We start from the raw sequence: 26,229 nt of genomic DNA, 5'->3' as shown, positions 1-26,229 counted from the left end.
TTGGAAACTCTCCTGTTGTCCGCGTCATTCGTTCGCTGGCTCGCTAGACGGAGCGTGCGAAGATCGTTTGAAGATCGCTGCCACTGCGCAGGAGGCCGTGGTAGCGCCTGCGGCTGGCCGAGAGATGCTTGCGCATCGCATCGCGAGCCGTGTCCGCATCACCGTCCGAGATCGCGCTCATGATGGCCATGTGCTCGGCCTGCAGCTTTTCCTGATACTCCTGCGACTGCAGCAGTTGGGACGAGATGCTTGTGACGAGATCGCGCGGGATCGTACGCCTGCCGAGCACGTCGAGGATTTCGACATAGAAGGGGTTGTTGGTCGATTCGGCGATCGCCCTGTGAAAGGCGAAGTCAGCGGCGCCGGTCGGCTCGCCGTTGCGAAGCAGGGTTTCAAACGCATTGAACGCCTCAAGTATCTGGGCTTCCTGTGAGGCGGATCGGCGTTGGGCGGCGAGGGCGGCGGATTCGATCTCGACGGCCATGCGGACCTCGAGAACGTTCAGCACCACCGACACCTTGTCGCCGATCTCCGCGACCATCGCGCCGACCGAGCCGGCCGCCCGTTCATTGACGAAAATGCCGGCGCCCTGCCGGGGCGTGACGAGCCCGTCGGCGGCCAGACGCGTGATCGCTTCACGCACCACGGTGCGGCTGACGCCATAGGTCTCACAGAGCCGGCTTTCGGTCGGCAGTTGCGCGCCGGGCGCAAGCGCCCCCCTGGCGATCTCGTTGCGAATGGCTTCAACAAGGCGGTCGGCAAGCTTCGGCCGGAGACTGGACGTTCCGGCAGCGGACACCGGTTCAGGGCGGGGTGGCAAAAAGGTACTCATCTGAATTGCGCCGGCAGCCAAAGCGACAGGGCTGGAATGTAGGTGACAAGCAGCAGCACCGTCACACCCGCCCCATAGAAAGGCCAGATCGATCGCATCGCCTGCCACACCGTTATCTTACCCACCGCACATGCCACGAACTGAACGGCTCCCACGGGTGGCGTGTTGAGACCGATGCCCAGATTGAGGATCAGAATCACGCCGAAATGGACCGGGTCGATGCCGTAGTGAATGGCCACCGGCAGGAAGATCGGCGTGGTGATGATGATGGTCGGCCCCATATCCATGAAGGTGCCGAGAAGAAGCAGGATAACGTTGATCAGCAACAGAATGACGATCGGGTTCTGCGAGATGGTTCCCATCCAGTCGATCATCGCAGCCGGTATGCGCAGGAACGCCATCAGCCAGGCGAAGGATGCCGCGGTGCCGATGATGATCAGAACCATCGCGGTCGTACGCACGGCGCCGATCGTGGCGGCCACGAAATTCTGCCAGCCCATCGAGCGATAGACGACCAAAGTCACGAGAAGCGCGTAGAAGACGGCGACGCAGGAGCTTTCCGTGGCGGTGAAGATGCCTGAGCGCACGCCGCCGAAGATGATGGCGATGAGGAGCAGGCCCGGAAGGGAATTGAGGAAGAACCAGCCCACCCGTGCGAAACCGGGAAACGGCTCGGTCGGATAGCCGCGTCGCCACGCCACCAGCCAGGCGGTGATCATCAGCGCGAGCGCGAAGAGCAGGCCCGGAATGATGCCGGCGGTGAACAGGTCGGCGATGGAAATCTTGCCGCCCGCCGAGATCGAATAGATGATCATGTTGTGCGACGGCGGCAGCAGCAGCGCGATCAGCGCGGCCATCGACGTCACGTTCACGGCGTAGTCGGCTCCGTAGCCCCGCGCCTTCATCTGCGGGATCATCAGGCCGCCGACCGCCGCGGCTTCGGCGACGGCCGAGCCGGAAATACCGCCGAACAGCGTCGAGGCGGTGATGTTGACCTGGCCGAGGCCGCCGCGCAGATGCCCCACCAGCGAGCCCGCGAAGGCGACGATGCGCTGCGCGATGCCGCCTCTCACCATCAGGTCGCCGGCATAGATGAAGAAGGGAATGGCCAGCATCGTGAACACGCTCATGCCGGAGTTCATCTGCTGGAAGACCACCATCGGGGGCAGCCCCATATAGAGGACCGTCAGGAAACTCGCTGCACCGAGGCAAAATGCGATCGGCGTGCCGATCAGCATCAGCAGTGTGAAGACACCGAAAAGGATCAGGGCAGCCATCAGATTTCCTTTACGACGAGCGGCGCATCTGCCGGGTCCGCGAGATCGCCCTCGTCATAGGGGTCGCGGTCGATGTCGATGCCGGACCAGCGCAGAAGGATGCGTTCGAGCGAGAACAGGGAGATGAGCACGCCGCCGGCCGTGAGCGGTAAATAACGGAATGCGCCGGAAATGCCGAGCGAGGGCATGACCTCGGCCCATTGCAGCCGCATCAGCACGATGCCGTAATAGATCATGCCGATCGCGAAGGAGAGAACGACGAGGTCGGAAATGGTGCGCAGGATTTTCTTGCTGCCTTTCGGCAGCACGTAGATCAGCACGTCGAAGCCGAGATGGAAGCTCTCCCGGACACCGACCGCTGCGCCCAGGAAGATGAACCATCCCATGATCATGATCGACGAAAGCTCGGTCCATGCCTGGCCCGAGTTGAGCACATAGCGCGTGAAGACCTGCCAGAAGACGATTACCGACATGGCGATCAGGCCGACGCCGGCCAGATAGAGCGCGGCATATGACAGCTTCGAAAGCACGCGCGCGATCGCGGCGAGGGTGGGCCGGCTTTCCAGTTCAGGCGAATTCGTCAGGGCGTGCGCGGACATCGTTTTTCTCCCTATCGCTCAGGGCACGCTAAGGCCGCGGAGGTAAGGCCGCCGGATGGAGTTCCGGCGACCTTCCCCCCAACTCGGGATGCTATTCGACGGCCCGAATACGAGCGACGAAGTCTTCGAGCTCCGGCGTGTTCACATACTTCTCGTAGACCGGCGCCATCGCGTCGATGAAGGGCTGCTTGTCAGGCGTGGAGATGGTCGATCCGGCATCCTCGACAATCTTGCGCGAGGCTTCGACACGGGCGTCCCACAGTTCCCACTGCTTCTCCGCGGATTCGCGCGCCACCTGCTTGAAGATTTCCTTGTCCTCGTCGGTCAGCCGGTCCCAATGGACCTTCGACATGACGAACACCTCGGGCACGATGGTGTGCTCGTCGAGCGAGAAGAACTTGGCGACTTCGAAATGCCGGGCGGATTCGTAGCTCGGGAAGTTGTTCTCCGCACCGTCGATGACGCCCGTCTCGATGCCCGAATAGACTTCGCCATAGGGCATCGGCGTGGCCGTCGCGCCAAGCGCCGCGACCATGTCGACGAACACGTCCGACTGGATGACGCGGTATTTCTGGCCGGCGAGATCGGCCACCGAGTTGACCTCCTTCTTCGAGTTGTAGAAGGAGCGCGCGCCGCCATCGTAATAGGTGAGCACCACGACGCCGTGATCCTCGAAGCCGGCGGCAACCTCGTCACCGATTTCGCTCATCATGACCTTGCGGGCATGGTCGGGCGACGTGAAGAGATAGGGCAGCGAGGGGATCAGCGTCAGCGGTACGAGGCTGTTCCACGGCGCCATCGAGACGCGGTTGAGCTCGATCACGCCCGAGCGCACCTGCTCGATCGTGTCGGCCTCCTGGCCGAGTTGTGCGGAGTGGTAGACCTCGACCGAATAGCGGCCTTCGGTGCGCTCGGCGAGAAGCTCGCCGAAATACTTCACGGCCTCCACCGTGGGATATCCATCTGGATGCGTATCGGACGAGCGCAGAACCGTCTGCGCATTGGCCGCGCCGGCGAAAATCGCCGACGATACAATCAAGGCTGCTGTCAGTTTTGAAATCAGGCGCATGTTTTCCTCCCGTGTTCCTGATCTGGTTTCAAAGTCTGTAGGCTTGTTTGGCGAGGCCGTAGGCCAGAAGCGGCGCGAGTTCGGCCGCCTCCTCCTCACCGAGTTCCCCGCCACGCACGAGTTCGGCAAGGAAAGAGCAATCGATACGCCGGGCCACGTCGTGGCGCGCCGGGATCGACGCGAAGGCGCGGGTGTCGTCGTTGAAGCCGACGGTGTTGTAGAAACCGGCCGTCTCGGTCGCGGCTTGGCGGAAACGGCGCATGCCGGCGGCGCTGTCGAAGAACCACCAGGGCGGCCCGAGCTTCAGGCACGGGTAAGCGCCCGCCAGCGGCGCGAGTTCGCGGCTGTAGGCGGTCTCGTCCAGCGTGAAGAGAATGATCGTCAGGCCTGGTTCGAGGCCGACCACGTCGAGCATCGGCTTGAGTGCGCCGACATAATCGGTCCTGCGCGGGATATCGAAGCCCTTGTCGCGGCCGAAGCGCTGATAGATCGGTGCGGAATGGTTACGCCAGGAGCCCGGATGGATCTGCATCACCATGCCGTCCTCGACGCTCATGCGCGCCATCTCCGTCAGCATCTGCGCGCGGAAGAGGTTGGCGTCGGCGGCCGAGACCGGGCCGGCGGCGACCTTTGCGAAGAGGGCTTCGCACTCCGATTTCGAGAGGTTGGCGGTGTCGGCGGATGGGTGCCCGTGGTCGGTCGCCGTCGCGCCATGATCCCGGAAGACCGCACGCCGCACCCGATGCGCTTCGAGATAGCCGTCCCAGGTCGCGGTGTCGCATCCGGTCAAAGCGCCGAGCGCGACGACGTTGTCACGGAAGCCGTCGAATTCGGGGTCGATCACGGAATCCGGCCGATAGGTGGTGACAACGCGCCCCTTCCAGCCGGACGCGGCGATCTCTCGATGGTGATCGAGCGGGTCGAGTGCGCCCTCGGTCGTGGCGATGACCTCGATGTTGAAGCGCTCATAGAGCGCCCGGGGTCGATAATCATCGTGCTCCAGACGCTCCGCGATGCGGTCGTAATACTGATCCGCCGTGGTCGCCGAGAGTCGCGTCTCCAGGCCAAAAAGCTCCGAGAAGGTATGATCCAGCCAGATACGCGAGGGCGTCCCGCGAAAAAGGTGATAGTTTTCCGCGAACCGATGCCAGATCGCGCGTCCGTCCGCCTCGACCGCGCCACCATCCGCGCGCGGAACGCCGAGGTCCTCGAGCCTGACGCCCTGGCTGAACAGCATGCGAAACACGTAATGGTCCGGAACAACGATCAACTGCGCGGGATCGGGAAAGCGCTCATTGCGCGCATACCAAGCAGGGTCGGTGTGGCCGTGAGGGCTGATGATCGGCAGATCGCGAACCAGACCAAACAGCTCGCGCGCCAGCGTCCGCGTCGCGGGATCGATCGGAAACAGGCGATCTTCATTCAGCAGTGCAGACAAGGCATCCCTCCTCCAAGGTGCTTGCACTTCAACTCGTATGGAACCATACATATGATGTCAATGCCATTATTTTGGGTATTTGTATGATGAATTTAGACGCGGCGTTTCTTGTCGATGATCGCAAGACGATGGCCAAGCGCATCGCAGAGGCCTTGCGCGACGCGATCGTGTGCCTGGACCTGAAGCCGGGCGACACGATTTCGGAGAGCGATATAGCAGCGCGCTTCGGCGTCTCGCGCCAACCGGTCCGCGAGGCTTTTATCCAGCTCTCCGAGGCGGGTTTGGTGCGCGTGCGCCCGCAGCGCCCTACCGAAGTGGTGAAAATCTCGATACGCGACGTGCTCAACGCGCGCTTCGTGCGCGAGGCGCTGGAACTCGCCGTCATGAAGAAGGCGGCGGCGATCGGACCCACATTGCCGCGCGATCATTTCGCGGCGATGATCGACGCGCAGGTCGAGCTATCGCATGGAGAGGATTATCGCGCCTTCCATGCGCTGGACGACGCCTTCCACCGCGAGATCGCGCGCCTCGCGGAGTGCGAATTCGTCTGGAAGCTGATCGACGTGCAGAAGGTCCAGATGGACCGCGTGCGCTTTCTGTCATTGCGCTTCAACCGCGCGACCACGATCGACGAGCACCGCGGTATCGCTGCTGCCATCCTCGCCGGGGACGCGAAGGAGGTCGAAGCGCAGTTGCGGCTTCATCTCGGCAAGATCGATGTCCACATTCGGCAGATTCGTGAGGAGTATCGCGAGTACTTTGCCGGCGGCGAGGATTGAGGCTCGCCTGCTGCGGAAGCGCGACGCAATCCGCGCGGGCCGTTTCCGCGTATGCGGGCCCCTATCGGACCAAGCTACCTCGAAAGACGAAATTGGCGTTTCCTGGTCGCCGGCTAAACTCTCTGATCGCGATTGGGCCGAGAGGGGGCTTTGGAATGAGACCACGGACATTCGCTGCGAAACTCCGGATCCGCAGCGACATCAGCATAGCGGGGGCAGCCGGACGGGGACAGCGATGAAGCTGCCGTCGCCTGGTCGTGCGCTGGCGGGTGTCGTCGGCGTCGCGCTTCTCGCAGAACTCGTGCTGAGACAGTTGGGCATGGCTTCGCCGCCGCTTTATACGGGCGATCCCGCCATCGGCTATCTCATGGCCGCCGAGCAGGATCTGGTGCGCTTCGGCGCACGTGTCCGCATCAACAAATATCATCAGCGCTCCGACGAGCTGGTCGAGCAGCCAGAAAGCGACACAGTTCGCATCCTCTTTCTCGGCGACTCGATCACGTTCGGCATAGCGACTCTCGATCAGAGGCTGACTTATCCCGAAATCGTGCGTTCCTCGCTCCAGAAGATCGGCTGGAACGTCGAGGTCGCCAACGCATCCGCGCCCTCCTGGGGGATCGGCAATCTGCGTGCCTACACGGAAAAGCACGGCATCTTCGGAAGCGCGATCGTCATCGTGCAGATCGGTTCGGCTGACCTGCTTCAGCCAACGAGCACGGATGAGATGGTGGGCAAAAGCCCCGCAATGCCTGACCGGAAGCCGTTGACGGCGACCGGGCAGGTTTTGACACGCTATGTGATGCCCCGCGTGGCATCCACGCTGCGCATGTCGCAGACGACCGAGCCGGAAAGCTCCGTCGGAAGCGATGACATGTTCCAGACGAACATGGAGCATTTCACGGCGCTGATCCGTGACATTCAAGATTCCGGCGCGCAGCCCCTGGTGCTCTATGTTCCCGGCCTCTGGGAGATTGCACCGCCGGACGGCGTGTTTTTCACCGATTACTTCGATCACCGCGATCGCTTCATGGTGATGCTCGGCACGCTTGCCATTCCGGTGATCCGCCTCGACGACGAATGGCGCATGGATCCCTACGTTGGACGCCTTTACTCGGACGGCACCCACTTTCGCGAAGCAGGCAACCACGCGATCAGCGCCGCGATCACAAAGCGACTCGTAGAGATGGCCCCGACGCAGTAACGCGCCAGGCAGCTATCGCTTCCGTCGCTTGCGGCCGTACAGCTCCAGCCGATGATGCACGATGTCATAGCCGAGCGAGCGCGCGATCTCCTGCTGCAACTCCTCGATCTTTTCCGAATGGAACTCGATCACGTCCCCGGTCTCGATGTCGATCAGGTGATCATGGTGATCACCAATGGCCGGTTCGAAACGCGACGGGCCACCTTCGAAGGCATGGCGGTGAATGGCGCCGATCCCTTCCAGCAGCTTCATCGTCCGATAGACGGTCGACAGCGAGATGCTGGAATCGATCGCGACCGCGCGCTTGAATATCTCGAGCGCGTCGGGGTGATCACCCGCATCTGAGAGGATGCCCAGGATGACACGGCGCGGGCGCGTGATGCGTACCCCCGATGTGCGCAGTTCGGCCTCATAGTCGGGCTTCGGAATCACAGTCTCGTTCATCGCCGGACTATGCGTCAGTTGCGAATGCGTTGCAAAGACGGATGCGCCGGTTCCAATGCTCATATGCGCGTCCGACATCCGGCGGCATCGTCAGATAACACTCCAGTTGCAAACGATTTGCAATTGCATTGACGCCAACAAGGAACTCCGCTAGACAATGCATCGTATCTCCAAGATGCCCACCAACCGGAGCCCGCATGATCTTCAAGTCGCTTGCCGTCATCGCTACGCTGTTTCTCGCCACCCTCCCCGCTTCAGCCCAGACCTCCGAAGGCAAGATCAAGGTCGTGACGACGTTCACCGTCATCGCCGACATTGCGCGCAACGTCGCCGGCGAGGCGGCGGACGTGGAATCCATCACGCGGGTCGATGCCGAGATCCACAATTACCAGCCGACGCCGGGCGATATCCTCAAGGCGCAGGACGCAGACCTCATCCTCTGGAACGGGCTTAATCTCGAGCAATGGTTCGAGCGCTTCTTCCGCAACCTGCGCGACGTGCCGAGCGTCGTGGTCAGTGACGGCGTCGAACCGATGGGCATTCGCGAAGGACCCTATTCCGGCAAGCCGAACCCGCATGCATGGATGTCCCCCACCGACGTGCTCGTCTATGTGGAGAACATCCGCGCGGCCCTTGCCGAGGTCGATCCGGCCAACGCGGACATCTACGCTACAAACGCCGCAGCCTATTCCGCGCAGATCGAGGCCGAGATCGCGCCCATTCGCCAGACGTTGGAGAGCATCCCGGAAGAACGCCGCTGGCTCGTCACCAGCGAGGGCGCTTTCAGCTATCTGGCGCGCGATTTCGGCCTGCGTGAACTCTATCTCTGGCCGATCAACGCCGACAGCCAGGGCACTCCGCAGCAGATCCGCAAGGTCATCGACCAGATGCGCGAGCATTCCATCCCGGCAATCTTCAGCGAGAGCACGGTTTCAGCCAATCCCGCCCAGCAGGTCGCACGCGAGACGGGCGCCAAATATGGCGGCGTTCTCTATGTCGACTCGCTCAGCGACGCGGACGGCCCCGTCCCGACCTATCTGGATCTTCTCAAGACGACAGCCCGGACCATCGCAGCGGGGCTCGCCGAATGAACATCGACGCAAAACGTCAGGTCGCATCGGAGGCGGGCGCATCAAGCGCCGGCCTTCATGTCGATCATGTCACGGTCACCTATCGCAATGGCCAGACGGCGCTGACCGATGCGAGCTTTTCGATCCCGCGCGGCACGATCACCGCACTCGTCGGCGTGAACGGCAGCGGCAAGTCCACCTTGTTCAAGGCGATCATGGGGTTCGTGCCGCTGGCGCGCGGCAGCGTTTCGATCATGGGCCAGCCTGCCGGACGCGCGCTCAAGCGCAACGTCGTCGCCTACGTGCCGCAAGCCGAGGAAGTCGACTGGAATTTCCCGATCCTCGTCGAAGACGTGGTGATGATGGGCCGCTACGGCCACATGAACTTCATGCGCATCGCGTCGGCGCACGACCGCGAGCTGGTCGACCAGGCGCTTCAGCGCGTTGGCATGGTCGATTACCGCAAACGCCAGATCGGCGAACTGTCCGGCGGCCAGAAAAAGCGCGTCTTCCTGGCGCGCGCGCTGGCGCAGGAAGGGCAGGTGATCCTGCTCGACGAGCCCTTCACCGGAGTGGACGTCAACACCGAGGAAGCGATCATCGCGCTTTTGGGCACGCTGCGCGACGAAGGCCGCGTCATGCTGGTATCCACCCACAATCTGGGAAGCGTGCCGGAGTTCTGCGACCGCGCGATCCTGCTCGACCTTACCGTTCTGGCGTCGGGGCTGACGCATGAGGTGTTCACACGCGCCAATCTGGAGCGCGCGTTCGGCGGCGTGTTGCGGCATTTCGTTCTCGGGGGTGCCGCCCTTCATGATGACGAGGACGCGCGCGAAGTGACCGTCCTGACCGACGACGAGCGCCCCTTCGTGCTCTATGGCGACCAGGCGCATTCTTCCAGCGGACCGTCGCCGAAGGCCGATGAATGATCGCCACGCTCCTCGAACCCTTCGGTTACGGCTACATGGTCAACGCCATGTGGGTGTCGGCGCTGGTCGGCGCGGTCTGCGCCTTTCTCTCCGCCTATCTGATGCTCAAGGGCTGGTCGCTGATCGGCGACGCGCTCAGCCACGCGATCGTGCCCGGCGTTGCGGGAGCCTACATGCTCGGCCTTCCCTTCGCGCTCGGCGCGTTCCTGTCGGGCGGGCTCGCGGCAGGCGCGATGCTGTTTCTCACCCAGCAAACGAAGCTGCGCGAGGATGCGGTGATCGGCCTGATCTTCACCTCGTTCTTCGGTCTCGGGCTGTTTATGGTGTCGCTGTCGCCGACATCGGTGAACGTGCAGACCATCGTGCTCGGCAACATCCTGGCCATCACACCGGCCGACACGCTTCAGCTCGTGCTCATCGCCGGCATCTCGCTCGCCATCCTGATCGTCAAGTGGAAGGATCTGATGGTGACCTTCTTCGATGAGAACCATGCCCGCTCGATCGGACTGCGTCCCGGGCTCCTGCGCATCCTGTTCTTCACGCTGCTGTCCGCGTCGACGGTCGCAGCCTTGCAGACGGTGGGCGCGTTCCTCGTGATCGCGATGGTCGTCACGCCCGGCGCGACCGCATACCTGCTCACCGACCGCTTTCCGAGGCTGATCGTCATCAGCGTGGCGATCGGGACGGTGTCGAGCTTCGTCGGCGCCTATGCGAGCTATTTCATCGACGGCGCGACCGGCGGCATCATCGTCGTGCTCCAGACGCTGGTGTTCCTGACCGCTTTCTTCCTCGCGCCCAAGCACGGCTATTTCGCCGCGAGACGGCAGGCAAAGCTCGCTCTGGAGGATGTGTCGTGATCGAAACGCTGCTCATGCCCTTGCAGTTTCCGTTCATGCAGCAGGCGCTGATCATCGCGGTGCTCGTTGCGCTTCCCATGGGGATGATCTCGCCGTTCCTGGTGCTGAAGGGATGGTCCCTGATGGGCGATGCGATCAGCCATGCGGTGCTGCCCGGCGTCGTGATCGCCTATGTGATCGGCATCCCGCTTGCCATCGGCGCGTTCACCGCCGGCATGATCTGCGCGCTCGCGACCGGCTTCCTCAAGGAAAACAGCCGCGTCAAGGAAGACACGGTCATGGGCGTCGTCTTCTCCGGCATGTTCGGGCTGGGAATCGTGCTGTTCTCGATGATTGAGACGGAACTGCATCTCGACCACATCCTGTTCGGCGACATGCTGGGCGTCACATGGGGCGATATCGCCGAAACCGGGCTCATCGCGCTTGTCGCGATCGCGTTCGTTGGACTGCTGCGCCGCGACCTGCTGCTGCACGCCTTCGATGCGCAGCATGCGCGGGCGATCGGGCTGCCGGTCCGGTTCTATCACTATGGTCTTCTGGCAGTGCTTTCGCTCACGATCGTCGGGGCGTTGACCGCCGTCGGCATCATCCTCGCTATCGCTTTGCTCATCGCACCGGGCGCGATCGCCTTCCTGCTGACGCGGCGGTTCGATGCCATGCTGGCCGTGTCGATCGCGGTTGCGGTCGTCTGCGCCTTCGCCGGCGTCTACCTGTCCTTCTTCCTGAACAGTGCGCCGGCGCCGACGATCGTGGTGCTGATGTCGCTGGTCTTCGTCGCGGCGTTTGCGCGATCGCGGTTTCGAACCGTCGCGACCGCGCCATAGGCCGTTTTTATCCGCGTGGCGGTATGGTGAGGCCCTTTTCGCTTGCAGGGCGGGCGGTGCAGCGCTCGACCCAGGCAAACGTCCTGGGGAAGTTCTGAAGACCCAGCAACTCGTCCGCGCCGTAGAACACCTTGATTGCGCGCACCCATGGGAAGATCGCGACGTCGGCGATGGTATAGTCGTCACCCATGATCCACTGGCGATCCGTCAAGCGCGCTTCGAGCACGCCCAGAAGCCGCTTGGATTCGTTGGCGTAGCGCTCCAGCGGGCGCTTGTCCTCGATGGCCTTGCCGGCAAATTTGTAGAAGAAGCCGAGCTGCCCGAACATCGGACCGATGCCGCCCATCTGGAAGAAGACCCACTGGATCGTCTCGTAGCGCAGCGCCGCATCGGCCGGCAGGAGCTTGCCGGTCTTCTCGGCCAGATAGACGAGGATCGCACCGGATTCGAAGAGCGGCAGCGGTTTGCCGCCCGGACCATCGGGATCGATGATCGCGGGGATCTTGCCGTTGGGATTGAGCGACAGGAAGTCGTCGTTCCAGGTCTCGTTCTTGGTGATATCGACCGCATGAGCCTCGTAAGGCAGTCCCATCTCCTCCAGCGCGATCGATATCTTCACGCCGTTCGGCGTCGGAAACGAATAGAGCTGGAGCTTTGACGGGTCCTGTGCGGGCCAGCGTGCGGCGATGGGGAAGCGCGAAAGATCGGTCATGTGTTGGCCTCTGGGATGACGCTGCCGCAGGAGGGGCGGCAGGATAGAAAGGTCCCAGACAGATAGCGATCCGAATGCCGGAGGCAAGACACGGAAAAGCGCACGCAGTGTCCGCACGGAAGGGACGTTCGGTTAAGGCCGATAGGCCTTCACGGCGACGGTCGAATTGGTGCCGCCGAACGCAAACGCGTTACTGAGCGCCGCGCGAACCTCGCGGTGACGTGCCTCGTTCGGCGTCACGTCGAGATCGCAGGTCGGATCGGGCACGCGGTAGTTCGCGGTCGGCGGCACGATGCCGTCGGTGATCGACTTCACGCAGGCGATCAGCTCGATCGCGGCCGTCGCGCCGAAGCAGTGCCCATGCATCGATTTCGTCGACGAGACCGAGAGCCGGTCGGCGGCGGGACCGAATGCGCGGCGGATCGCCTGCGTCTCGATCTGGTCGTTCGCCTTGGTGCCTGTGCCGTGCGCGTTGACGTAATCGACGTCCTCGGGCTTCAGCCCCGCATCGGCCAGGCAGTTGATCATGGCGGCCGTCGGACCTTCGACCGTGGGGGCGACGATGTCGGTCGCATCCGCCGACATTCCGGAGCCGGCATATTCCGCGATGATCGTCGCGCCACGCGCCAGCGCATGGTCGAGCGTTTCGAGGACCAAAACGCCCGCGCCCTCGCCTATGACCAGCCCTTCGCGATCGGCCGAGAACGGCCGGCATGTGTCCTTCGCGAGCACGCGCAGGGCTTCCCAGGCTTTCAGGATGCCCCAGATCAGCGGCGCTTCCGTGCCGCCCGCCAGCATCACCTCGGCGCGGCCAAGCAGAAGCTGGTCGGCGGCGGACGCGATCGAATGGTTGGCTGTCGAACAGGCAGACGTCACGCCATAGACCGGGCCGCGCAGGCCGAGATCCATGCTGACCTGCCCCGCAGGCGCGCCGGTCATGCCGCGCGGCACCGAAAAGATGCTCGCGCGCGGCCTGCCCTCAAGCAGGATGCCGCGATAATTGTCCTCGATCGTTTCCCAGCCGGCAATGCCCGCACCGATGACAGCGCCGACCCGGCCAGTGTTGCTCTCATCGATGACCAGTCCAGCCTGTTTCGCGGCCTCGCGCGCGGCGATGATCGCCAGCACGCTGAAACGGTCCATCGTGACGAGCCGGCGATGCTCGAGCCCGTGATCCGGCAACTGCTTGATCTCGGCGCCGGTCTTGACCTTCAGTTCGTGAAGCGGCGTCGTCGTGATCGGGCCGATCGCCGACGTGCCGGCACGCATGGATGCCCAGATGCTCGGCACGTCTGTTCCGAGCGCGCAGATGCCGCCCAGACCGGTGATGACGATCCTGGGTTTTGCCATGTCAGGCTTTTTGCTGAATCAAGGTGCGCACGGCTTCGACGATATCCCCGACATTGGACAGGTTGGACCAGGCGTCCACCGTGTTCATCTCGATCTCGATGTTGAACTCGTCTTCAAGGTCGAAAATGATCTCCGTCAGTTCAAGCGAGTGAATTCCAAGCTCTGTCAGTTCGGTTTCCAACGTGACGGGACCGGCATCGGGACTGGCATGCGTCTTGATCTTTTCGATGATGTTCGCAGCCAGTTCGTCGGTCATTCCTACCCCCAACCAAATAACGCATGCATGTCCTGAAATTGATTGGGACCTGCTTCAACACACTTCCTCGGCAGGTATAAGAACCCATTCGGGCATATGCAACAAGCCCATCCCGACAAATCGCCCCAGGCAAGTACGCTGTGTTGGCATGCCCATTGCTTTGTATTTGGCTCGGGGAATCGAAGTCGATCATGACGATCACGCCAATGGGCATCCAGAATGCCGCAATGCAGCGCGTTGCGGGCCATGGGGAGCTTGCCGTCCGGCAGCGCTCCGGACGGACCCGTATCGAGCGGCTGTTCCAGGAAGGCGCTGCCAAGATCAGGCTTCCGACGACATCCGGCGATCCGCTGGAAGCCATTTTGATCAACACCGCCGGCGGGCTGACGGGGGGCGACCGAATCGCTTGGACGATCGAGGCCGAACGGGAGGCCTCCGTGGTCGTGACGACCCAGGCCTGCGAGAAGGTCTATCGCAGCGCCGGCGGGCACGCTGAAGCCACGTGCCGGATATCCGTCGGTACGAATGCGCGGGTCGCCTGGCTGCCGCAGGAGACGATCGTCTATAACCGCTCCGCATTCCGCCGAACGCTGGACGTCGACATCGTCGGCGACGGGTCGGCGCTGCTGCTCGAAGCCACCGTCTTCGGCCGTCAGGCCATGGGAGAATTCGTCGATATTGCGGAGTTTCGCGACCGTTGGCGCGTTCGGGTCGACGGGCATCTCGTCCATGCAGAGGCATTCTCGATCGGCCCCGATGTCGCCAGGCAGCTTGCCATTCCCGCCGTCGGGGGTGGCGCGCGCGCCGTCGCGACACTTCTTCTTGTGGGCCCGGATGCGGAACACGATCTCGACGCGGCGCGCCACATCCTGGGCGACGCGGGCGGTGTCTCGGCATGGAGGGTGGGCGGAACTGGCAAGCTTCTTGCGAGGCTGGTGGCAGCGGACAGCTACAGCCTCCGCGCGCGGCTGATCCCGCTTGTCCGACTGCTCAACGGGCGGGCAGGACTGCCCAAAACTTGGTCATTGTAGCGCGAGGCACGGACAGGCATGCAACTGACGCCACGAGAAAAAGACAAGCTTCTGATCGCGATGGCGGCGATCGTGGCGCGCAAGCGGTTGGAACGCGGCGTCAAGCTGAACCACCCGGAGGCGATCGCGCTGATCACCGACTATGTCGTGGAAGGCGCGCGCGACGGACGCAGCGTCTCCGACCTGATGGAGGCCGGCGCGCACGTCATAACGCGCGAGCAGGTGATGGACGGCATCGCCGAGATGATTCACGACGTGCAGGTGGAGGCCACCTTTCCGGACGGCACCAAGCTGGTCACGGTCCATGAGCCGATCCGCTAGCGGCATCACCAGCGAACGAAAGAATTCAGAGGGAATAAGCGAACATGATCAGAAAGACCCTGGCTCTCGGCGCAGTCCTGGCCATAGCAGGCGCGAGCCCGGCCTTCGCGCATCTCGACCCCGTCGAGCACGGGTCCTTCGCCGCCGGCTTCACGCATCCGCTTTTCGGCGTGGATCACGTGCTTGCGATGCTGGCCGTCGGCCTGTGGGCGACGATGCTGGGCGGACGCGCGATCTGGGCCGTGCCGGCGAGCTTCGTCGGCGTGATGGCGATCGGCTTTCTCCTTTCGACGGCCGGCGTCGCGCTGCCCTTCGTTGAACCGGCAATTCTGGCGTCCGTGGTGGCGCTGGGGCTGCTGGTCGCGCTTGCGCTGCCCATGCCTGTCGGCATCGGCATGGCGGTGGTCGGCTTTTTCGCGCTGTTTCATGGCCACGCCCATGGCGGCGAGATCGGTGACGCAACGGCGATCGGTTATGCGGCGGGCTTCGCACTCGCGACCGCAGGCCTGCACGCTGGCGGCGTCGCGGCCGGGCTCGGCTTCGGGAGCATCGCACGCAAGAGCGGCTCCCTGCTGACGAGGATCGCCGGCGGCGCCACCACTCTGGCCGGGCTGTGGCTCATCGTAGCCGGCCAGGTCTCGTAGACATCGAGGAGGCGAGCATGATCCCTGGAGAAGTCATCACCGCCGCAGGCGAAATCGAACTCAACGCAGGCGCATCCACCGTCACGCTGAAAGTCGCCAACACCGGCGACCGGCCGATACAGGTCGGCAGCCATTATCATTTCCATGAAACGAATGAGGGCCTTCGCTTCGACCGCGACAAGGCCCGGGGCATGCGGCTCGATATCGCCGCCGGCACAGCCGTCCGCTTCGAGCCCGGTCAGGAGCGGGACGTCACGCTCGTGCCGCTCTCGGGCCGGCGTTCGGTCTACGGCTTCCAGCAGAAGGTCATGGGATCGCTCTGAGGGATGGCCGCCACTGCAAAGCCATGGGAAAGACGCGCGCGCACCCGTTCCCAGCCTTGCCTGTTATTCGGGGCTCGGCTGCTGAGGATCGCTGCCGGCCACGAAAATCGTGACGCCGTTGTTATCGTCGAACTCCAGGGCAACAACGTCGCGCAGAAGGATCTGACGGGAATCGACGGCGTGATAGAACATCGCACTGCCCTCGATGGACTTTTGCAGTTCCGTCACGTCGGCCTTGCGCTCCTCGAGCTTCGCCTCGACCGGCGTCTGCCCATCACCAAGATCGGACAGGAAGACGATCTCGACCTTATCGAGCGAGAATTTCTTGCGGACCTCGGAAATGTTGGCCGCCGTGTTTTCGATCGCCGCGACAATCCGGCCTTCGTCGGCGGCGGAGTTTTCTTCACCGGTGGTGACGTCGGAGCCCACGATCGTGTCGATCGCACCGTCCGCATCGAGGCCTTGCGCAAGCGTCGTCGCGACGTTCGGCGCAGATATCAGCATGAAGGCGGCAAAAGCTGTCGCGTGCAGCCAGGCAGGGTTTTCACGCGCGATGGAATTGAACAAAGGTTAGTCTCCCTTTCCCTCAGGGTCGGTCATCCGTTTCATCGAAGCCACGATCACCCAACTCCTCCATCGGCAAATCGTTCACGGGCATCGACTGGCTCATTCGCGTCAGGCCGGTCTCCTAACACGGAAATGTGGCGCAGGTCGAAACCCACGCCACATAACCCGTTACGGGCGACGAATCTACATGACGTAGATGGTGACGGCGCCGTCCGCTTCAACCTGCGCAGCAACGACCGAAGACGCCTCGACGCCATCTGCCTCAAGCTGCCCGCTCAAAGCGGTGTTCGCCTCAATGGCGGAACGCAGCTCGCTGACACCCTCTTCGTTCTGCGACACGGCGCTCTCCACGGCGGCAGCATCCGCGCCTTCCAGCTCATCGATCTTGATGATGTTGACCGTGCTTACTTCGGTCATCGTCTCGATGGACTTCGCACTGGTGGAGTTGCCATCGATCGCAGTCAGAGCGCCGTCGAAAGTCGGAGCGATCGCTGCGGTTGTGTTCGTATCGACATCCGGCATCGTCGAAGCGGCGCCATCGTTCATCGTGTCCGTGCCACCGGTGCCGGGAGCCGTCGGAGCGCTTTCGCTCATGCCCGGCGCAGGCACGTTGCGGTCGCTTGCGCCGTCGCCGGTCTGGGCGAGGGCCGGTGCAACCATCATGGAGGCGCCCATCAGGGCGGCGGTGGTGAGGCCAATAATGCGTTTCATGATCTTGCCTTTCGTTCCGTTCGGGTTCGTCCCTTATTTCGGAGGTGCCGCGTCGAGGCGGCCACCCACACAATGCGTGGACGGCAGGTCGGTTTCATTCAGGCAGTGGTCATTTCGCGGTCATTGCATGGCCGCAATGTGCCCATGCCAGATACCCGCGCGGCGCATGCCTTCAAGCGCTCGTTCCATCCATCGATCAATCAGGACATGAGCTGATGCCAGCCAGAATCTCGCGGACCGCCTACGCCCGAATGTTCGGCCCGACCACGGGAGACAAGGTGCGCCTCGCCGACACCGAGCTCTTCATCGAGGTGGAGAAGGATTTCACCACTTATGGCGAGGAGGTGAAGTTCGGCGGGGGCAAGGTCATTCGCGACGGCATGGGCCAAAGTCAGGTTTCGCGCGCGCAAGGCGCCGTCGATACCGTCATCACAAATGCCCTGATCGTCGACCACACAGGCATCTACAAGGCCGATATCGGCTTGCGAGACGGTCGTATCCACGCCATCGGCAAGGCCGGCAACCCCGATACGCAGCCGGGAGTGACGATCATCGTCGGCCCCGGAACCGAGGCGATCGCCGGCGAGGGCAAGATCCTCACCGCGGGCGGCTTCGACGCGCATATCCATTTCATCTGTCCGCAGCAGATCGAGGAGGCGCTGATGGCCGGGATGACGACCATGCTCGGCGGCGGCACCGGTCCCGCCCACGGCACGCTGGCAACGACCTGCACGCCGGGGCCATGGCATATCGGCCGGATGATCCAGTCCTTCGACGCTTTCCCCATGAACATAGGATTGTCGGCCAAGGGCAACGCGTCGCTGCCGGCAGCACTGGAAGAAATGGTGCTCGGCGGCGCCTGTGCGCTCAAGCTTCACGAGGACTGGGGGACGACGCCTGCCGCTATCGATTGCTGCCTCACGGTCGCCGACGAATACGACGTGCAGGTGATGATCCATACGGACACGCTGAACGAGAGCGGGTTCGTCGAGAACACGGTCGCAGCGTTCAAGGATCGCACGATCCACGCCTTCCACACCGAAGGTGCCGGCGGCGGGCACGCGCCCGACATCATCAAGGTGTGCGGGCTTCCGAACGTCATCCCGTCCTCGACCAATCCGACGCGCCCCTACACGGTCAACACGATCGCCGAGCATCTCGACATGCTGATGGTCTGCCATCATTTGTCGCCGTCGATCCCGGAAGACATCGCCTTTGCCGAAAGCCGCATCCGCAAGGAGACGATCGCAGCCGAAGACATCCTGCACGACATGGGCGCGTTCTCGATCATCTCGTCCGACAGCCAGGCCATGGGACGCATCGGCGAGGTCATCATCCGCACATGGCAGACCGCCGACAAGATGAAACGCCAGCGCGGGAGCCTTCCGCAGGAAACCGGCGACAACGACAACGTCCGCGTCCGCCGCTACATCGCGAAATACACGATCAACCCGGCTATCGCGCATGGGCTGTCGAAGGAGATCGGCTCGATCGAGGTCGGCAAGCGCGCCGATCTCGTTTTGTGGAACCCCGCCTTCTTCGGCGTGAAACCGGACATGGTCCTCATCGGCGGCATGATCGCGGCGGCACCGATGGGCGACCCCAACGCCTCCATCCCGACACCCCAGCCGGTCCATATGCGGCCGATGTTCGGCGCATTCGGCAAGGCTATGACGAATTCCTCGGTCACCTTCGTCAGCCAAGCCGCGCTCGATGCCGGTCTTCAGGCAAAACTCGGCGTCGACAAGACGATGGTGGCGGTGTCGAACACGCGCGGCGGCATCGGCAAGCGCTCGATGATCCTCAACGACGCCATGCCGCATGTCGAGGTCGACCCCGAGACCTACGAGGTGCGCGCGGACGGCGAATTGCTGACCTGCGAACCGGCGACCGTGCTTCCCATGGCGCAGCGGTATTTTCTGTTTTAGCCTGTGGTCGATTCACGGGAGGACCTTCATGATTTACGTCGTCGCCACGCTCACGCTGAAGCCCGATTCGCGGGACAATCTGCTCGCGCCCGCGAGGGCCTGCATCGCCGAGACCCGCAAGGAGGATGGCTGCATCGCCTATGATCTGCTGGGCAGCATCACGGACGACGACACGATGATTTTCGTCGAGCGCTGGGAAACCCGTGAGGCGCTGACGGCGCATTCCAAGCAGCCGCATCTCATCACGTGGCGCGATGCCAGCGCCCCGTATCTCGTCTCCCGCACGATCGAGATCGTGCATCCTGAGAAGGTCGAGACGTTTTAGCCTATGCTTCCGGATCGATACCGGGGGATTTCGGTCGTGCCTGAAGAAGAAAGTCGCAGAACTTGGACCCCTCTCTAACGTCACCCGACCAGGCCTTTCCGCATATCCGCATCATCATGGGCATGGTCATCGGCCTCGGGATGACGCGGCTGCTTACCGGCGTGGCGCGGATACTTCAGCATCCCGGGCAGGTGCCGATCTACCCCGTCCATCTTGCGTGGGTCGGCTCGGTCATGCTGACGCTGGTGCACTTCTGGTGGTGGCAGTTCGGGCTCTACCAAATCACGGACTGGACCTTCGAGAAGTACCTCTTCGTCATCGCCTATGCGGTATTGCTTTTCCTGCTCTGCGCTTTCCTCTTTCCCGATTCCATGGCCGACTATTCAGGCTATGAGGATTTCTTCCTTGCGCGGCGACGCTCGTTCTTCAGTCTTCTGGCCGCGACCTACCTGTTCGATGTGGTCGATACGCTGATCAAGGGCGAGGACCATTTTGCGCGCTTCGGAACCGAGTATTTCATTCGAACGCCGATTCTCGTCGCGCTCTGCGTGGCAGCGGCCCTGAGCCGCAACCATCGGCTTCATGTCGTCATCGTCGTGGCGATACTCGCTTATCAGGTTTCATGGATTTTGCGGCTGTTCGAAACCATCGGCTGACAATTCGCTCTTGGTGCGGTCATCCGCGTCACCTAATCTTCCATGGTCCGAAACGGAGACAAACGCAGAATGTACCAAGCCGTAGGAGCGCCGGGATCGCGTCTGACGCGCGTTACCTGGATGCTGGAGGAACTCGGCCAGCCCTATCAGATCGTGAAGGCGAAGCAGCACACCGAGGAGATGCTGCGGTACAGCCCGGGAGGCAAGGGCCCGGCGCTTGTTCATGGCGATATCGTCGTCACGGATTCGGCTGCGATCTGCGCCTATCTCGCGGACAACCACCCCGAGAAGGAAATGGGCCCCAAGACGCCGGCCGAGCGCGCGCATCTCAACGCATGGCTTTTCTTCGCGCAGTCAGAACTCGAAGCGCCGCTCTGGAACAAGCTGAAGCATCGCATGATGCTCGCAGAGGCCGAACGTGTCGATGTCGGCCCCTGGACGACGGCCGAATTCACGCGGGAAATCCGTTCGCTGGAGACGCGGCTGGGCGAATCGCAATATGCCATGGGCGACCGCTTCACCGCCGCCGACGTGATCCTGGGCCATTGCGGGCAATGGGCGCGTGGCGCAAAGTTCGCCATTCAGTCGGACCGGGTGAATGCCTATTTCGACCGCGTGCTGGGCCGACCTGCCCTAGCGCTCGCCAAGGCCCGGGAGGCCGCCATATGAAGCTCGACATCAAGACCGATTTCACCAAATTGCCGCGCGCCGGCAGCTTCCTGCGCGCCGCCGATGCGGGCCAGGGCGACGCACCGTTCGACATAGCGGTGCTGCCGCATGACGAACGCCATCTGCGTCGCCGCGTCCTGTCGCTTGCGAAAGGCGAGAAGGTGCTGGTCGATCTGCCAGAGCCGGTCGCGCTGGAACACGGCGACGTCCTCGTTCTCGACGACGGAAGGCGCGTCGGCATCGGCGCCGAGCAGGAAGACGTCTACGACATCCGTGCCCGCGACAGGCTGCATCTCGCCGAACTCTGCTGGCACATCGGCAACCGCCATCTCGCCGCGCAGATCGAAGACGACCGCATCCTCATCCTGCGCGATCACGTCATCAAGGACATGCTGACCGGCCTCGGGGCGACGGTCAGCGAGGTGGTCGCTCCCTTCGTGCCGTTGCGTGGCGCGTATTCCGGGCACGGACATTCGCATGGGCACGACCAGCATCATCACCATGGCGAAGGGCACGGCGAACCCGACCGCTTCGGCCGGCTCCCGGACGACCCGCATTACGGCCACAACCATGCCTGAGGCGTCCGCCCAGACGGCACTTCTTCGGCTTCTTGCCTGGCTGTCGCCGGCTTTCCCCGTCGGATCGTTCAGCTACAGTCATGGCCTCGAACAGGCAGTTGACGCAGGCACGGTCGCCGACCGCGACGCGTTGCGATCATGGATTGCCAGTCTGCTGGAGCATGGCTCGGCCTGGAACGACGCGGTTCTGTTTGCCGAAGCGTGGAGGACGGCGTCCGCCGGCGAACCGATAGGCGACATCGCGGAACTCGCCCAGGCGCTCGCCGGCTCGGCGGAGCGGCATCTGGAAACGACGGCCCAGGGTTCGGCGTTCACGGTCGCCGCAGGCAACTGGCATCAGGCGCAACCCTTCAATTTGCCGGCCAACTGCCCCTATTGCGTTGCGGTGGCTGCGGTCTCTGCCGCGAACGGCGTGCCCCTCGAGCAGGCACTCGCCGCTTACCTTCAAGCCTTCGTCTCGAACCAGCTCCAGGCCGCCATCCGCCTGTCGCTGATCGGCCAGGCCGATGCGGCTGCATTGCTCGCAGGCCTCGAGGCAGACATACTTTCGGTGGCCCGACGCGCAGCCCGCTCCTCGCTCGACGACCTCGGATCGGCCACGATCGCCGCCGAAATCGCGTCCATGAATCACGAAACGCAGTATTCCAGGCTCTTCAGATCATGATTCCGGTCGCTGTCCTTCTTGCATTCGTGCTCACCGGGCTTGCCGCCATTCATGTCTATTGGGCCATGGGCGGTGTCTGGCCGGGCACCGACGAAAAATCCTGCGCACGTGCGATCGCGGGGTTCAAGGGCATCGACCGGATGCCCGGGCCGGGGCCCAGCTTTTTCGTGGCGGCAATCCTTTTCGCCACAGCGGTGCTGGCTCTCGTTTCGGCGGGCATTGTTGCGCTGCCGCTAACCGACACAATCGTCTCATTCGCCGCCTTTGCCGCCGCGCTTGTCTTCCTGGGCCGCGGCATTGCAGGTTTCACACCTGCCTGGCGCAGGCTGACGCCGGAAATGCCGTTCGCAAGCAACGACCGCCGCTGGTACTCGCCGCTATGCCTGCTGGTCGGTGCAGGCTTCACCCTTCTGGCTTCGCAAGGATTTGCCACATGACCTCACCAAACGGCCCTCTTCGCGTTGGCATCGGCGGTCCTGTGGGCTCCGGCAAGACGACGCTGACGGAAAAGCTCTGCAAGGCTTTGCGGGACGAATTCTCGATCGCGGTCGTCACCAACGACATCTACACCAAGGAAGATGCGATGATGCTGGCGCGCCTCCAGGCGCTGCCGGAAGAGCGCATCATGGGGGTCGAGACGGGCGGCTGTCCGCACACCGCGATCCGCGAAGACGCCTCGATCAATCTCCAGGCAATCGCCGAGATGAACCGGAAATTCCCGGATCTCGACATCGTCTTCATCGAATCGGGCGGCGACAATCTCGCGGCGACCTTCTCGCCGGACCTCGCGGATTTGACGCTCTACGTCATCTCCGTCTGCCAGGGCGAGGAAATCCCGCGCAAGGGTGGGCCGGGCATCACGCGTTCCGATTTCCTCGTCATCAACAAGTCGGACCTCGCGCCCTATGTGAATGTCAATCTCGACGTCATGCAGGGCGACGCCGACCGGATGCGCAAGGGAAGGCCATTCGCCTTCACCGATTTGTCGCGCGGACGCGGGCTCGATGACGTCGTCGCCTTCATCCGCGAACATGGCGGGCTTGAAGCCTCGCCGAAGCGTTTGAGCGCCTGAAAGGGTCGAGACGATGAGCGTTACCCAGATCAGCGAGCGCGCGGGCTCCAACCTCCAGTTCTACGAGCAGCGCGTCGATCTCGCCGCAGCCTTCCGCTGGACTGCCCGCCTGAACATGCACGAGGCAGTGGCCAATCATTTCTCGCTCGCGGTCAACGACGACGGCACGCAGCTTCTCATCAATCCGAACCAGATGCATTTCTCGCGCATCCGTGCGAGCGACCTTTTGCTGATCGATGCGAACGACCCGGACACGATGAAGCGGCCCGACGCGCCCGACCCCACCGCGTGGGGCCTGCATGGCGCGATCCATCGCAACGTTCCCCATGCGCGCTGCGTCATGCATGTGCACTCCGTCCACGCCACGGTTCTGGCCTCGCTGGCGGATTCGCGCCTGCCGGCGATCGACCAGAATTCGGCGATGTTCTTCGGTCGCGTCGTCGTCGACGAGCATTATGGCGGGCTTGCCTTCGAGGAGGAGGGTGAGCGCTGCTCGCGCCTGTTCGCCGATCCGAAGTCCAAGGTCATGGTGATGGGAAACCACGGCGTGCTGGTCATCGGCGAGACGGTGGGCGACACATTCGACCGTCTCTATTATTTCGAGCGCGCCTGCGAGACCTACATCAAGGCCCTGTGGACCGGGCAGGCCCTGCGCGTCCTGCCGGACGCGGTGGCCGAAACCGTTGCCCGGCAGATGGATGCCTATCCCGTCGACAATGCCGGCCGCCACCTCCAGGAACTGAAGGCGATCCTCGACGAGGAAGGCTCTACCTACCGGAACTGACCGGCGGCATGCGCTAGAAGATCGAGATGGTCGTGTCGGCCTGCCGGCGGTTGGCGCTGACGCGATCGGCGTTGGGCAGATCGTTCGAGCGCGCCCGCGCCAGGGCTGCCTCCTGACTGTGATCGTGATCGAGCCAGCGCTGGACGAGCCTGCGCTCGAGCTCCTGACGCGGCACGTCGATCCAAACCGTGTGATCGAAGAGCGGACCAAGCCCGTACCAGGGGCTCTCGTCGAGCAGCAGATAGTTGCCCTCGACAAGGATGAAGCGCGTATCCGCAGCGATGATCGATGCGCCGGCGCGCGACAGGTCGGCGGTGCGGTCGAAGATCGGCACCGCGATCTCGGTATCGCCTCGCTTCAGGCGTTCCAGCAGGTGGCGCAAGCCGTCGAAATCGAAGCTCTCCGGCGATCCCTTGCGCGGCCGAAGACCACGCGCGTCGAGGATCGTATTGTCGTAGTGGAAGCCATCCATCGGAACGATTGCGGCGCTGCCTTCCGGCAGCAGCGGCAACAGGGCCTCCGCGAGGGTGGATTTGCCCGCGCCGGGCGGGCCGGCAATGGCGACGATCAGTCGATTGCGGCCGGAAGCCTTGCGGAACAGCGTTGCCGCCAGATGTGCAAGTTCGGACATGGCATCCTCCAACCACGCTTCTTCAACTCACCACAGCCACTTCGCATAATCGGACACGAGCAAACGAACCGGCTCGACATCCTCTTCTATATCGGAAAAGCGGCTGATCGGTTCGGCAAAAACATTGTCGGTCTCGTCGTCGTTGACGGTCGAGACCTCGCCGATCAGCACATCCTTCTCCTCGCCCCAGAAGGCATGCCAGACGCCCGGCAGCAAGGTAACGCTCTCGCCCGGTTGAAGCCTGAGAATGCCGCCGGGTTCCAGCGTTCGCATCACGCCGTCGGTCGGCACCTCGACCGTCGCCGCCTTGTCGATCGAGCCATCCGGCGCCGACATGTAGAGCTTGAGCGCAAGCACGCCGCCGCCGCGGTTGATGATGTCCTCGGCCTTCACGTCGTGGCGGTGCATCGGCGCGATCTGATCGCGGCGTGAAATCATGATCTTCTCGGCGTAGAGCATGCCCTTGCCCTTCGCGAGGTCTTCGGAGCGGCCGTTGCGCACCGTGAAGAGGAACAGGCCGCGCCGCGCGAAATCGCCCTTGCCGTAATCGGTGATGTCCCATCCCAGCCGCGCATCGATGATCCCGGCGATCTCGCCGCGTCGCGCCTGCATCTGCGCCGGCGTCAGCCGGGCAAATGGCGGAAGCACGTAGCCGAAGGAGTGTATGAAGGCTTCGGACTCGGTCAGGATGGCGTTGATCTGGGACCGCTTCATCGTACTCCTCCCGACTTCCTACGACAAAACCCGGCGTCGTTCAGCTTCCTGCACCTGCCACCGATGCACGCGGCAGATAGGTCTCGATCAGCTCTTCCACATGCGCGTTGCGGCTCTTGGCCGTGTCTCCGCCCATAACGACCACGACGATACGCTTGCCGCCCAGCCCTGCCGACGTCGCGACATTGAAGCCCGATGCGCGAATATAGCCGGTTTTCAGGCCGTCCACGCCGGGCTTGCTCAGCAGGTCGTTATGGCCGCGCACGAGTTTGCCCGCGAAGGTGAAATCGCGGTTGCTGAAATAATGGTAGTGATGCGGGAAGCGCTTGCGCAAAGCCAGGGACAGGACCGCCATGTCGTAGGCGGTCGTGCGCTGGGCGTCGTCGGGAAGCCCCGATGCGTTACGGAACGTGGTCGATCGCATGCCGAGCTGGCGCCCTTTGGCGGTCATCATGGCCGCGAACTGTGCTTCCGACCCGCCCAGGCGTTCGGCGACGACGCTTGCCACATCATTGGCCGAGCGCACGCAAAGCGCCAGGACGGCACTGCGCGTATCGATCGTCTGGCCGGCGCGGAAACCAAGCTTCGATGGCGGCCTCCCTGCTGCGTAGGCCGATACGGGGATCTGCTCCTCCAGCCCTATCTGACCAGCGTCGATCGCCTCGAACAGCATGTAGAGCGTCATCATCTTGGTCAGCGATGCGGGATAGCGCGCATCGTTCGCATTCTGGTCGAACAGCACGCGTCCGGTATTCGCATCGACCACGATCGCGGCATATTTCTCCGATGGCAGCGGAGCGACGGCCGTTTGCATCACGGAACTGGTCGAGCAGGCGGCAAGCATCAGGCCGATGACGAAAACCATCACCAGGCGACGCAAGAAATGCGTGGTTACGCGCGACGCGACGTGCAAAATTCCCCCCGATTCATCCAAATCACCCGGCTCGCAGGAGGCGGATGATGCCCGAGCGGTC

At 63.1% G+C, this 26,229-nt stretch carries 33 protein-coding genes; 19 read left to right on the top strand and 14 right to left on the bottom strand.

The genetic code is table 11. The annotated features are described in order from the left end of the window. Positions 1 to 43: 43 nt before the first annotated feature. From AAFN55_RS01975 to uxaC, 5 genes are all read right to left on the bottom strand, one after another. Entirely contained in the window at positions 44 to 832 is a 789-nt protein-coding gene (locus AAFN55_RS01975; RefSeq protein ID WP_347797210.1) for a FadR/GntR family transcriptional regulator, read from the bottom strand. Next, positions 829 to 2,109 carry a TRAP transporter large permease gene (locus AAFN55_RS01970; RefSeq protein WP_347797209.1) on the bottom strand — a complete coding sequence of 427 codons (1,281 nt, stop codon included), beginning with the start codon at positions 2,107 to 2,109 and terminating at the stop codon, positions 829 to 831. The genes AAFN55_RS01975 and AAFN55_RS01970 overlap by 4 nt, the downstream gene beginning before the upstream one ends. Continuing rightward, positions 2,109 to 2,708, bottom strand: coding sequence for a TRAP transporter small permease (locus AAFN55_RS01965; RefSeq protein WP_347797208.1), 600 nt, complete (start codon positions 2,706 to 2,708; stop codon positions 2,109 to 2,111). The genes AAFN55_RS01970 and AAFN55_RS01965 overlap by 1 nt, the downstream gene beginning before the upstream one ends. Before the next feature lie 91 nt (positions 2,709 to 2,799). Next, positions 2,800 to 3,777, bottom strand: coding sequence for a TRAP transporter substrate-binding protein (locus tag AAFN55_RS01960; protein WP_347797207.1), 978 nt, complete (start codon positions 3,775 to 3,777; stop codon positions 2,800 to 2,802). A gap of 28 nt (positions 3,778 to 3,805) precedes the next feature. Next, the gene (gene uxaC / locus AAFN55_RS01955) at positions 3,806 to 5,215 is read right to left on the bottom strand and encodes a glucuronate isomerase (RefSeq protein WP_347797206.1); all 1,410 of its coding nucleotides are present in this window, start codon (positions 5,213 to 5,215) and stop codon (positions 3,806 to 3,808) included. An 83-nt stretch (positions 5,216 to 5,298) separates the two neighbouring features. Here uxaC and AAFN55_RS01950 point away from each other — a divergent pair, with 83 nt between their 5' ends. Further along, on the top strand, positions 5,299 to 5,994 hold the full coding sequence (locus AAFN55_RS01950; RefSeq protein ID WP_347797205.1) for a GntR family transcriptional regulator: 696 nt from the start codon (positions 5,299 to 5,301) through the stop codon (positions 5,992 to 5,994). 235 nt (positions 5,995 to 6,229) lie between these two features. Beyond that, entirely contained in the window at positions 6,230 to 7,195 is a 966-nt protein-coding gene (locus tag AAFN55_RS01945) for an SGNH/GDSL hydrolase family protein (protein ID WP_347797204.1), read from the top strand. A gap of 12 nt (positions 7,196 to 7,207) precedes the next feature. Here AAFN55_RS01945 and AAFN55_RS01940 read toward each other — a convergent pair whose 3' ends face one another. Next, positions 7,208 to 7,639: a Fur family transcriptional regulator gene (locus AAFN55_RS01940; RefSeq protein ID WP_347800150.1), complete on the bottom strand. Its 432-nt coding sequence runs from the start codon at positions 7,637 to 7,639 to the stop codon at positions 7,208 to 7,210. 197 nt (positions 7,640 to 7,836) lie between these two features. Here AAFN55_RS01940 and AAFN55_RS01935 point away from each other — a divergent pair, with 197 nt between their 5' ends. From AAFN55_RS01935 to AAFN55_RS01920, 4 genes are read left to right on the top strand one after another with little or no spacing between them, the layout of a single operon-like run. Beyond that, on the top strand, positions 7,837 to 8,730 hold the full coding sequence (locus AAFN55_RS01935) for a metal ABC transporter substrate-binding protein (RefSeq protein ID WP_347797203.1): 894 nt from the start codon (positions 7,837 to 7,839) through the stop codon (positions 8,728 to 8,730). After that, on the top strand, positions 8,727 to 9,638 hold the full coding sequence (locus AAFN55_RS01930; RefSeq protein WP_347797202.1) for a manganese/iron ABC transporter ATP-binding protein: 912 nt from the start codon (positions 8,727 to 8,729) through the stop codon (positions 9,636 to 9,638). Before AAFN55_RS01935 ends, AAFN55_RS01930 begins: the two co-directional genes overlap by 4 nt. Continuing rightward, on the top strand, positions 9,635 to 10,495 hold the full coding sequence (locus AAFN55_RS01925; RefSeq protein ID WP_347797201.1) for a metal ABC transporter permease: 861 nt from the start codon (positions 9,635 to 9,637) through the stop codon (positions 10,493 to 10,495). The genes AAFN55_RS01930 and AAFN55_RS01925 overlap by 4 nt, the downstream gene beginning before the upstream one ends. Positions 10,496 to 10,509: 14 nt before the next feature. After that, a complete protein-coding gene (locus AAFN55_RS01920; protein WP_347800149.1) occupies positions 10,510 to 11,319 on the top strand; it encodes a metal ABC transporter permease in 810 nt (269 codons plus the stop codon). Positions 11,320 to 11,326: 7 nt separating this feature from the next. Here AAFN55_RS01920 and AAFN55_RS01915 read toward each other — a convergent pair whose 3' ends face one another. The 3 genes from AAFN55_RS01915 to AAFN55_RS01905 form a co-directional block, all read right to left on the bottom strand. Then, on the bottom strand, positions 11,327 to 12,031 hold the full coding sequence (locus AAFN55_RS01915) for a glutathione S-transferase N-terminal domain-containing protein (protein ID WP_347797200.1): 705 nt from the start codon (positions 12,029 to 12,031) through the stop codon (positions 11,327 to 11,329). A 132-nt stretch (positions 12,032 to 12,163) separates the two neighbouring features. Beyond that, positions 12,164 to 13,381: a beta-ketoacyl-[acyl-carrier-protein] synthase family protein gene (locus AAFN55_RS01910; RefSeq protein WP_347797199.1), complete on the bottom strand. Its 1,218-nt coding sequence runs from the start codon at positions 13,379 to 13,381 to the stop codon at positions 12,164 to 12,166. 1 nt (position 13,382) lies between these two features. Further along, complete coding sequence (locus AAFN55_RS01905; RefSeq protein ID WP_347797198.1) at positions 13,383 to 13,637, bottom strand: acyl carrier protein; 255 nt, start codon at positions 13,635 to 13,637, stop codon at positions 13,383 to 13,385. A 191-nt stretch (positions 13,638 to 13,828) separates the two neighbouring features. On the opposite strand from AAFN55_RS01905, the gene AAFN55_RS01900 reads away from it, so the two are divergent. The 4 genes from AAFN55_RS01900 to AAFN55_RS01885 are packed head-to-tail and all read left to right on the top strand — an operon-like array spanning position 13,829 to position 15,956. Further along, complete coding sequence (locus tag AAFN55_RS01900; RefSeq protein ID WP_347797197.1) at positions 13,829 to 14,668, top strand: urease accessory protein UreD; 840 nt, start codon at positions 13,829 to 13,831, stop codon at positions 14,666 to 14,668. An 18-nt stretch (positions 14,669 to 14,686) separates the two neighbouring features. Then, positions 14,687 to 14,989: an urease subunit gamma gene (locus tag AAFN55_RS01895; RefSeq protein WP_347797196.1), complete on the top strand. Its 303-nt coding sequence runs from the start codon at positions 14,687 to 14,689 to the stop codon at positions 14,987 to 14,989. Between the two features lie 44 nt (positions 14,990 to 15,033). Further along, the gene (locus tag AAFN55_RS01890) at positions 15,034 to 15,633 is read left to right on the top strand and encodes a HupE/UreJ family protein (RefSeq protein ID WP_347797195.1); all 600 of its coding nucleotides are present in this window, start codon (positions 15,034 to 15,036) and stop codon (positions 15,631 to 15,633) included. Positions 15,634 to 15,650: 17 nt separating this feature from the next. Then, positions 15,651 to 15,956 (top strand): urease subunit beta, encoded by a 306-nt coding sequence (locus tag AAFN55_RS01885; protein ID WP_347797194.1) that lies wholly within the window; start codon positions 15,651 to 15,653, stop codon positions 15,954 to 15,956. A 63-nt stretch (positions 15,957 to 16,019) separates the two neighbouring features. Here the strand turns inward: AAFN55_RS01885 and AAFN55_RS01880 are convergent, their stop codons facing one another. Then, on the bottom strand, positions 16,020 to 16,523 hold the full coding sequence (locus AAFN55_RS01880; RefSeq protein ID WP_347797193.1) for a hypothetical protein: 504 nt from the start codon (positions 16,521 to 16,523) through the stop codon (positions 16,020 to 16,022). 183 nt (positions 16,524 to 16,706) lie between these two features. Next, on the bottom strand, positions 16,707 to 17,234 hold the full coding sequence (locus AAFN55_RS01875) for a hypothetical protein (protein ID WP_347797192.1): 528 nt from the start codon (positions 17,232 to 17,234) through the stop codon (positions 16,707 to 16,709). 215 nt (positions 17,235 to 17,449) lie between these two features. Between AAFN55_RS01875 and ureC the strand changes: the two genes are divergently transcribed. The 9 genes from ureC to AAFN55_RS01830 all read left to right on the top strand — a co-directional run bounded on the left by ureC (position 17,450) and on the right by AAFN55_RS01830 (position 23,910). Continuing rightward, on the top strand, positions 17,450 to 19,162 hold the full coding sequence (ureC, locus tag AAFN55_RS01870) for an urease subunit alpha (RefSeq protein ID WP_347797191.1): 1,713 nt from the start codon (positions 17,450 to 17,452) through the stop codon (positions 19,160 to 19,162). A 28-nt stretch (positions 19,163 to 19,190) separates the two neighbouring features. Then, complete coding sequence (locus AAFN55_RS01865) at positions 19,191 to 19,487, top strand: putative quinol monooxygenase (protein ID WP_347797190.1); 297 nt, start codon at positions 19,191 to 19,193, stop codon at positions 19,485 to 19,487. Between the two features lie 116 nt (positions 19,488 to 19,603). After that, positions 19,604 to 20,143, top strand: a complete 540-nt coding sequence (locus tag AAFN55_RS01860; protein ID WP_347800148.1) for a hypothetical protein — start codon at positions 19,604 to 19,606, stop codon at positions 20,141 to 20,143. Positions 20,144 to 20,212: 69 nt separating this feature from the next. Then, positions 20,213 to 20,812 (top strand): glutathione S-transferase family protein, encoded by a 600-nt coding sequence (locus AAFN55_RS01855; RefSeq protein WP_347797189.1) that lies wholly within the window; start codon positions 20,213 to 20,215, stop codon positions 20,810 to 20,812. Then, the gene (gene ureE, locus AAFN55_RS01850; RefSeq protein WP_347797188.1) at positions 20,809 to 21,390 is read left to right on the top strand and encodes an urease accessory protein UreE; all 582 of its coding nucleotides are present in this window, start codon (positions 20,809 to 20,811) and stop codon (positions 21,388 to 21,390) included. The genes AAFN55_RS01855 and ureE overlap by 4 nt, the downstream gene beginning before the upstream one ends. Then, a complete protein-coding gene (locus tag AAFN55_RS01845) occupies positions 21,383 to 22,054 on the top strand; it encodes an urease accessory protein UreF (protein WP_347797187.1) in 672 nt (223 codons plus the stop codon). The genes ureE and AAFN55_RS01845 overlap by 8 nt, the downstream gene beginning before the upstream one ends. Next, the gene (locus AAFN55_RS01840) at positions 22,051 to 22,491 is read left to right on the top strand and encodes a DUF3995 domain-containing protein (RefSeq protein ID WP_347797186.1); all 441 of its coding nucleotides are present in this window, start codon (positions 22,051 to 22,053) and stop codon (positions 22,489 to 22,491) included. The genes AAFN55_RS01845 and AAFN55_RS01840 overlap by 4 nt, the downstream gene beginning before the upstream one ends. Continuing rightward, positions 22,488 to 23,126, top strand: coding sequence for an urease accessory protein UreG (gene ureG / locus AAFN55_RS01835; RefSeq protein ID WP_347797185.1), 639 nt, complete (start codon positions 22,488 to 22,490; stop codon positions 23,124 to 23,126). Before AAFN55_RS01840 ends, ureG begins: the two co-directional genes overlap by 4 nt. Positions 23,127 to 23,139: 13 nt before the next feature. Then, entirely contained in the window at positions 23,140 to 23,910 is a 771-nt protein-coding gene (locus AAFN55_RS01830; RefSeq protein ID WP_347797184.1) for a class II aldolase and adducin N-terminal domain-containing protein, read from the top strand. A gap of 13 nt (positions 23,911 to 23,923) precedes the next feature. Here AAFN55_RS01830 and AAFN55_RS01825 read toward each other — a convergent pair whose 3' ends face one another. From AAFN55_RS01825 to AAFN55_RS01815, 3 genes are read right to left on the bottom strand one after another with little or no spacing between them, the layout of a single operon-like run. Continuing rightward, complete coding sequence (locus tag AAFN55_RS01825; protein ID WP_347797183.1) at positions 23,924 to 24,541, bottom strand: nucleoside/nucleotide kinase family protein; 618 nt, start codon at positions 24,539 to 24,541, stop codon at positions 23,924 to 23,926. 27 nt (positions 24,542 to 24,568) lie between these two features. After that, positions 24,569 to 25,255, bottom strand: a complete 687-nt coding sequence (locus AAFN55_RS01820; RefSeq protein ID WP_347797182.1) for a D-lyxose/D-mannose family sugar isomerase — start codon at positions 25,253 to 25,255, stop codon at positions 24,569 to 24,571. Between the two features lie 40 nt (positions 25,256 to 25,295). After that, positions 25,296 to 26,120, bottom strand: a complete 825-nt coding sequence (locus AAFN55_RS01815; protein WP_347800147.1) for a D-alanyl-D-alanine carboxypeptidase family protein — start codon at positions 26,118 to 26,120, stop codon at positions 25,296 to 25,298. Positions 26,121 to 26,229: the final 109 nt, after the last annotated feature.

It is taken from the genome of Mesorhizobium sp. CAU 1732 (assembly GCF_039888675.1).
GTDB lineage: Bacteria > Pseudomonadota > Alphaproteobacteria > Rhizobiales > Rhizobiaceae > Aerobium.
This window is presented reverse-complemented; position numbering and strand designations above follow the sequence as displayed.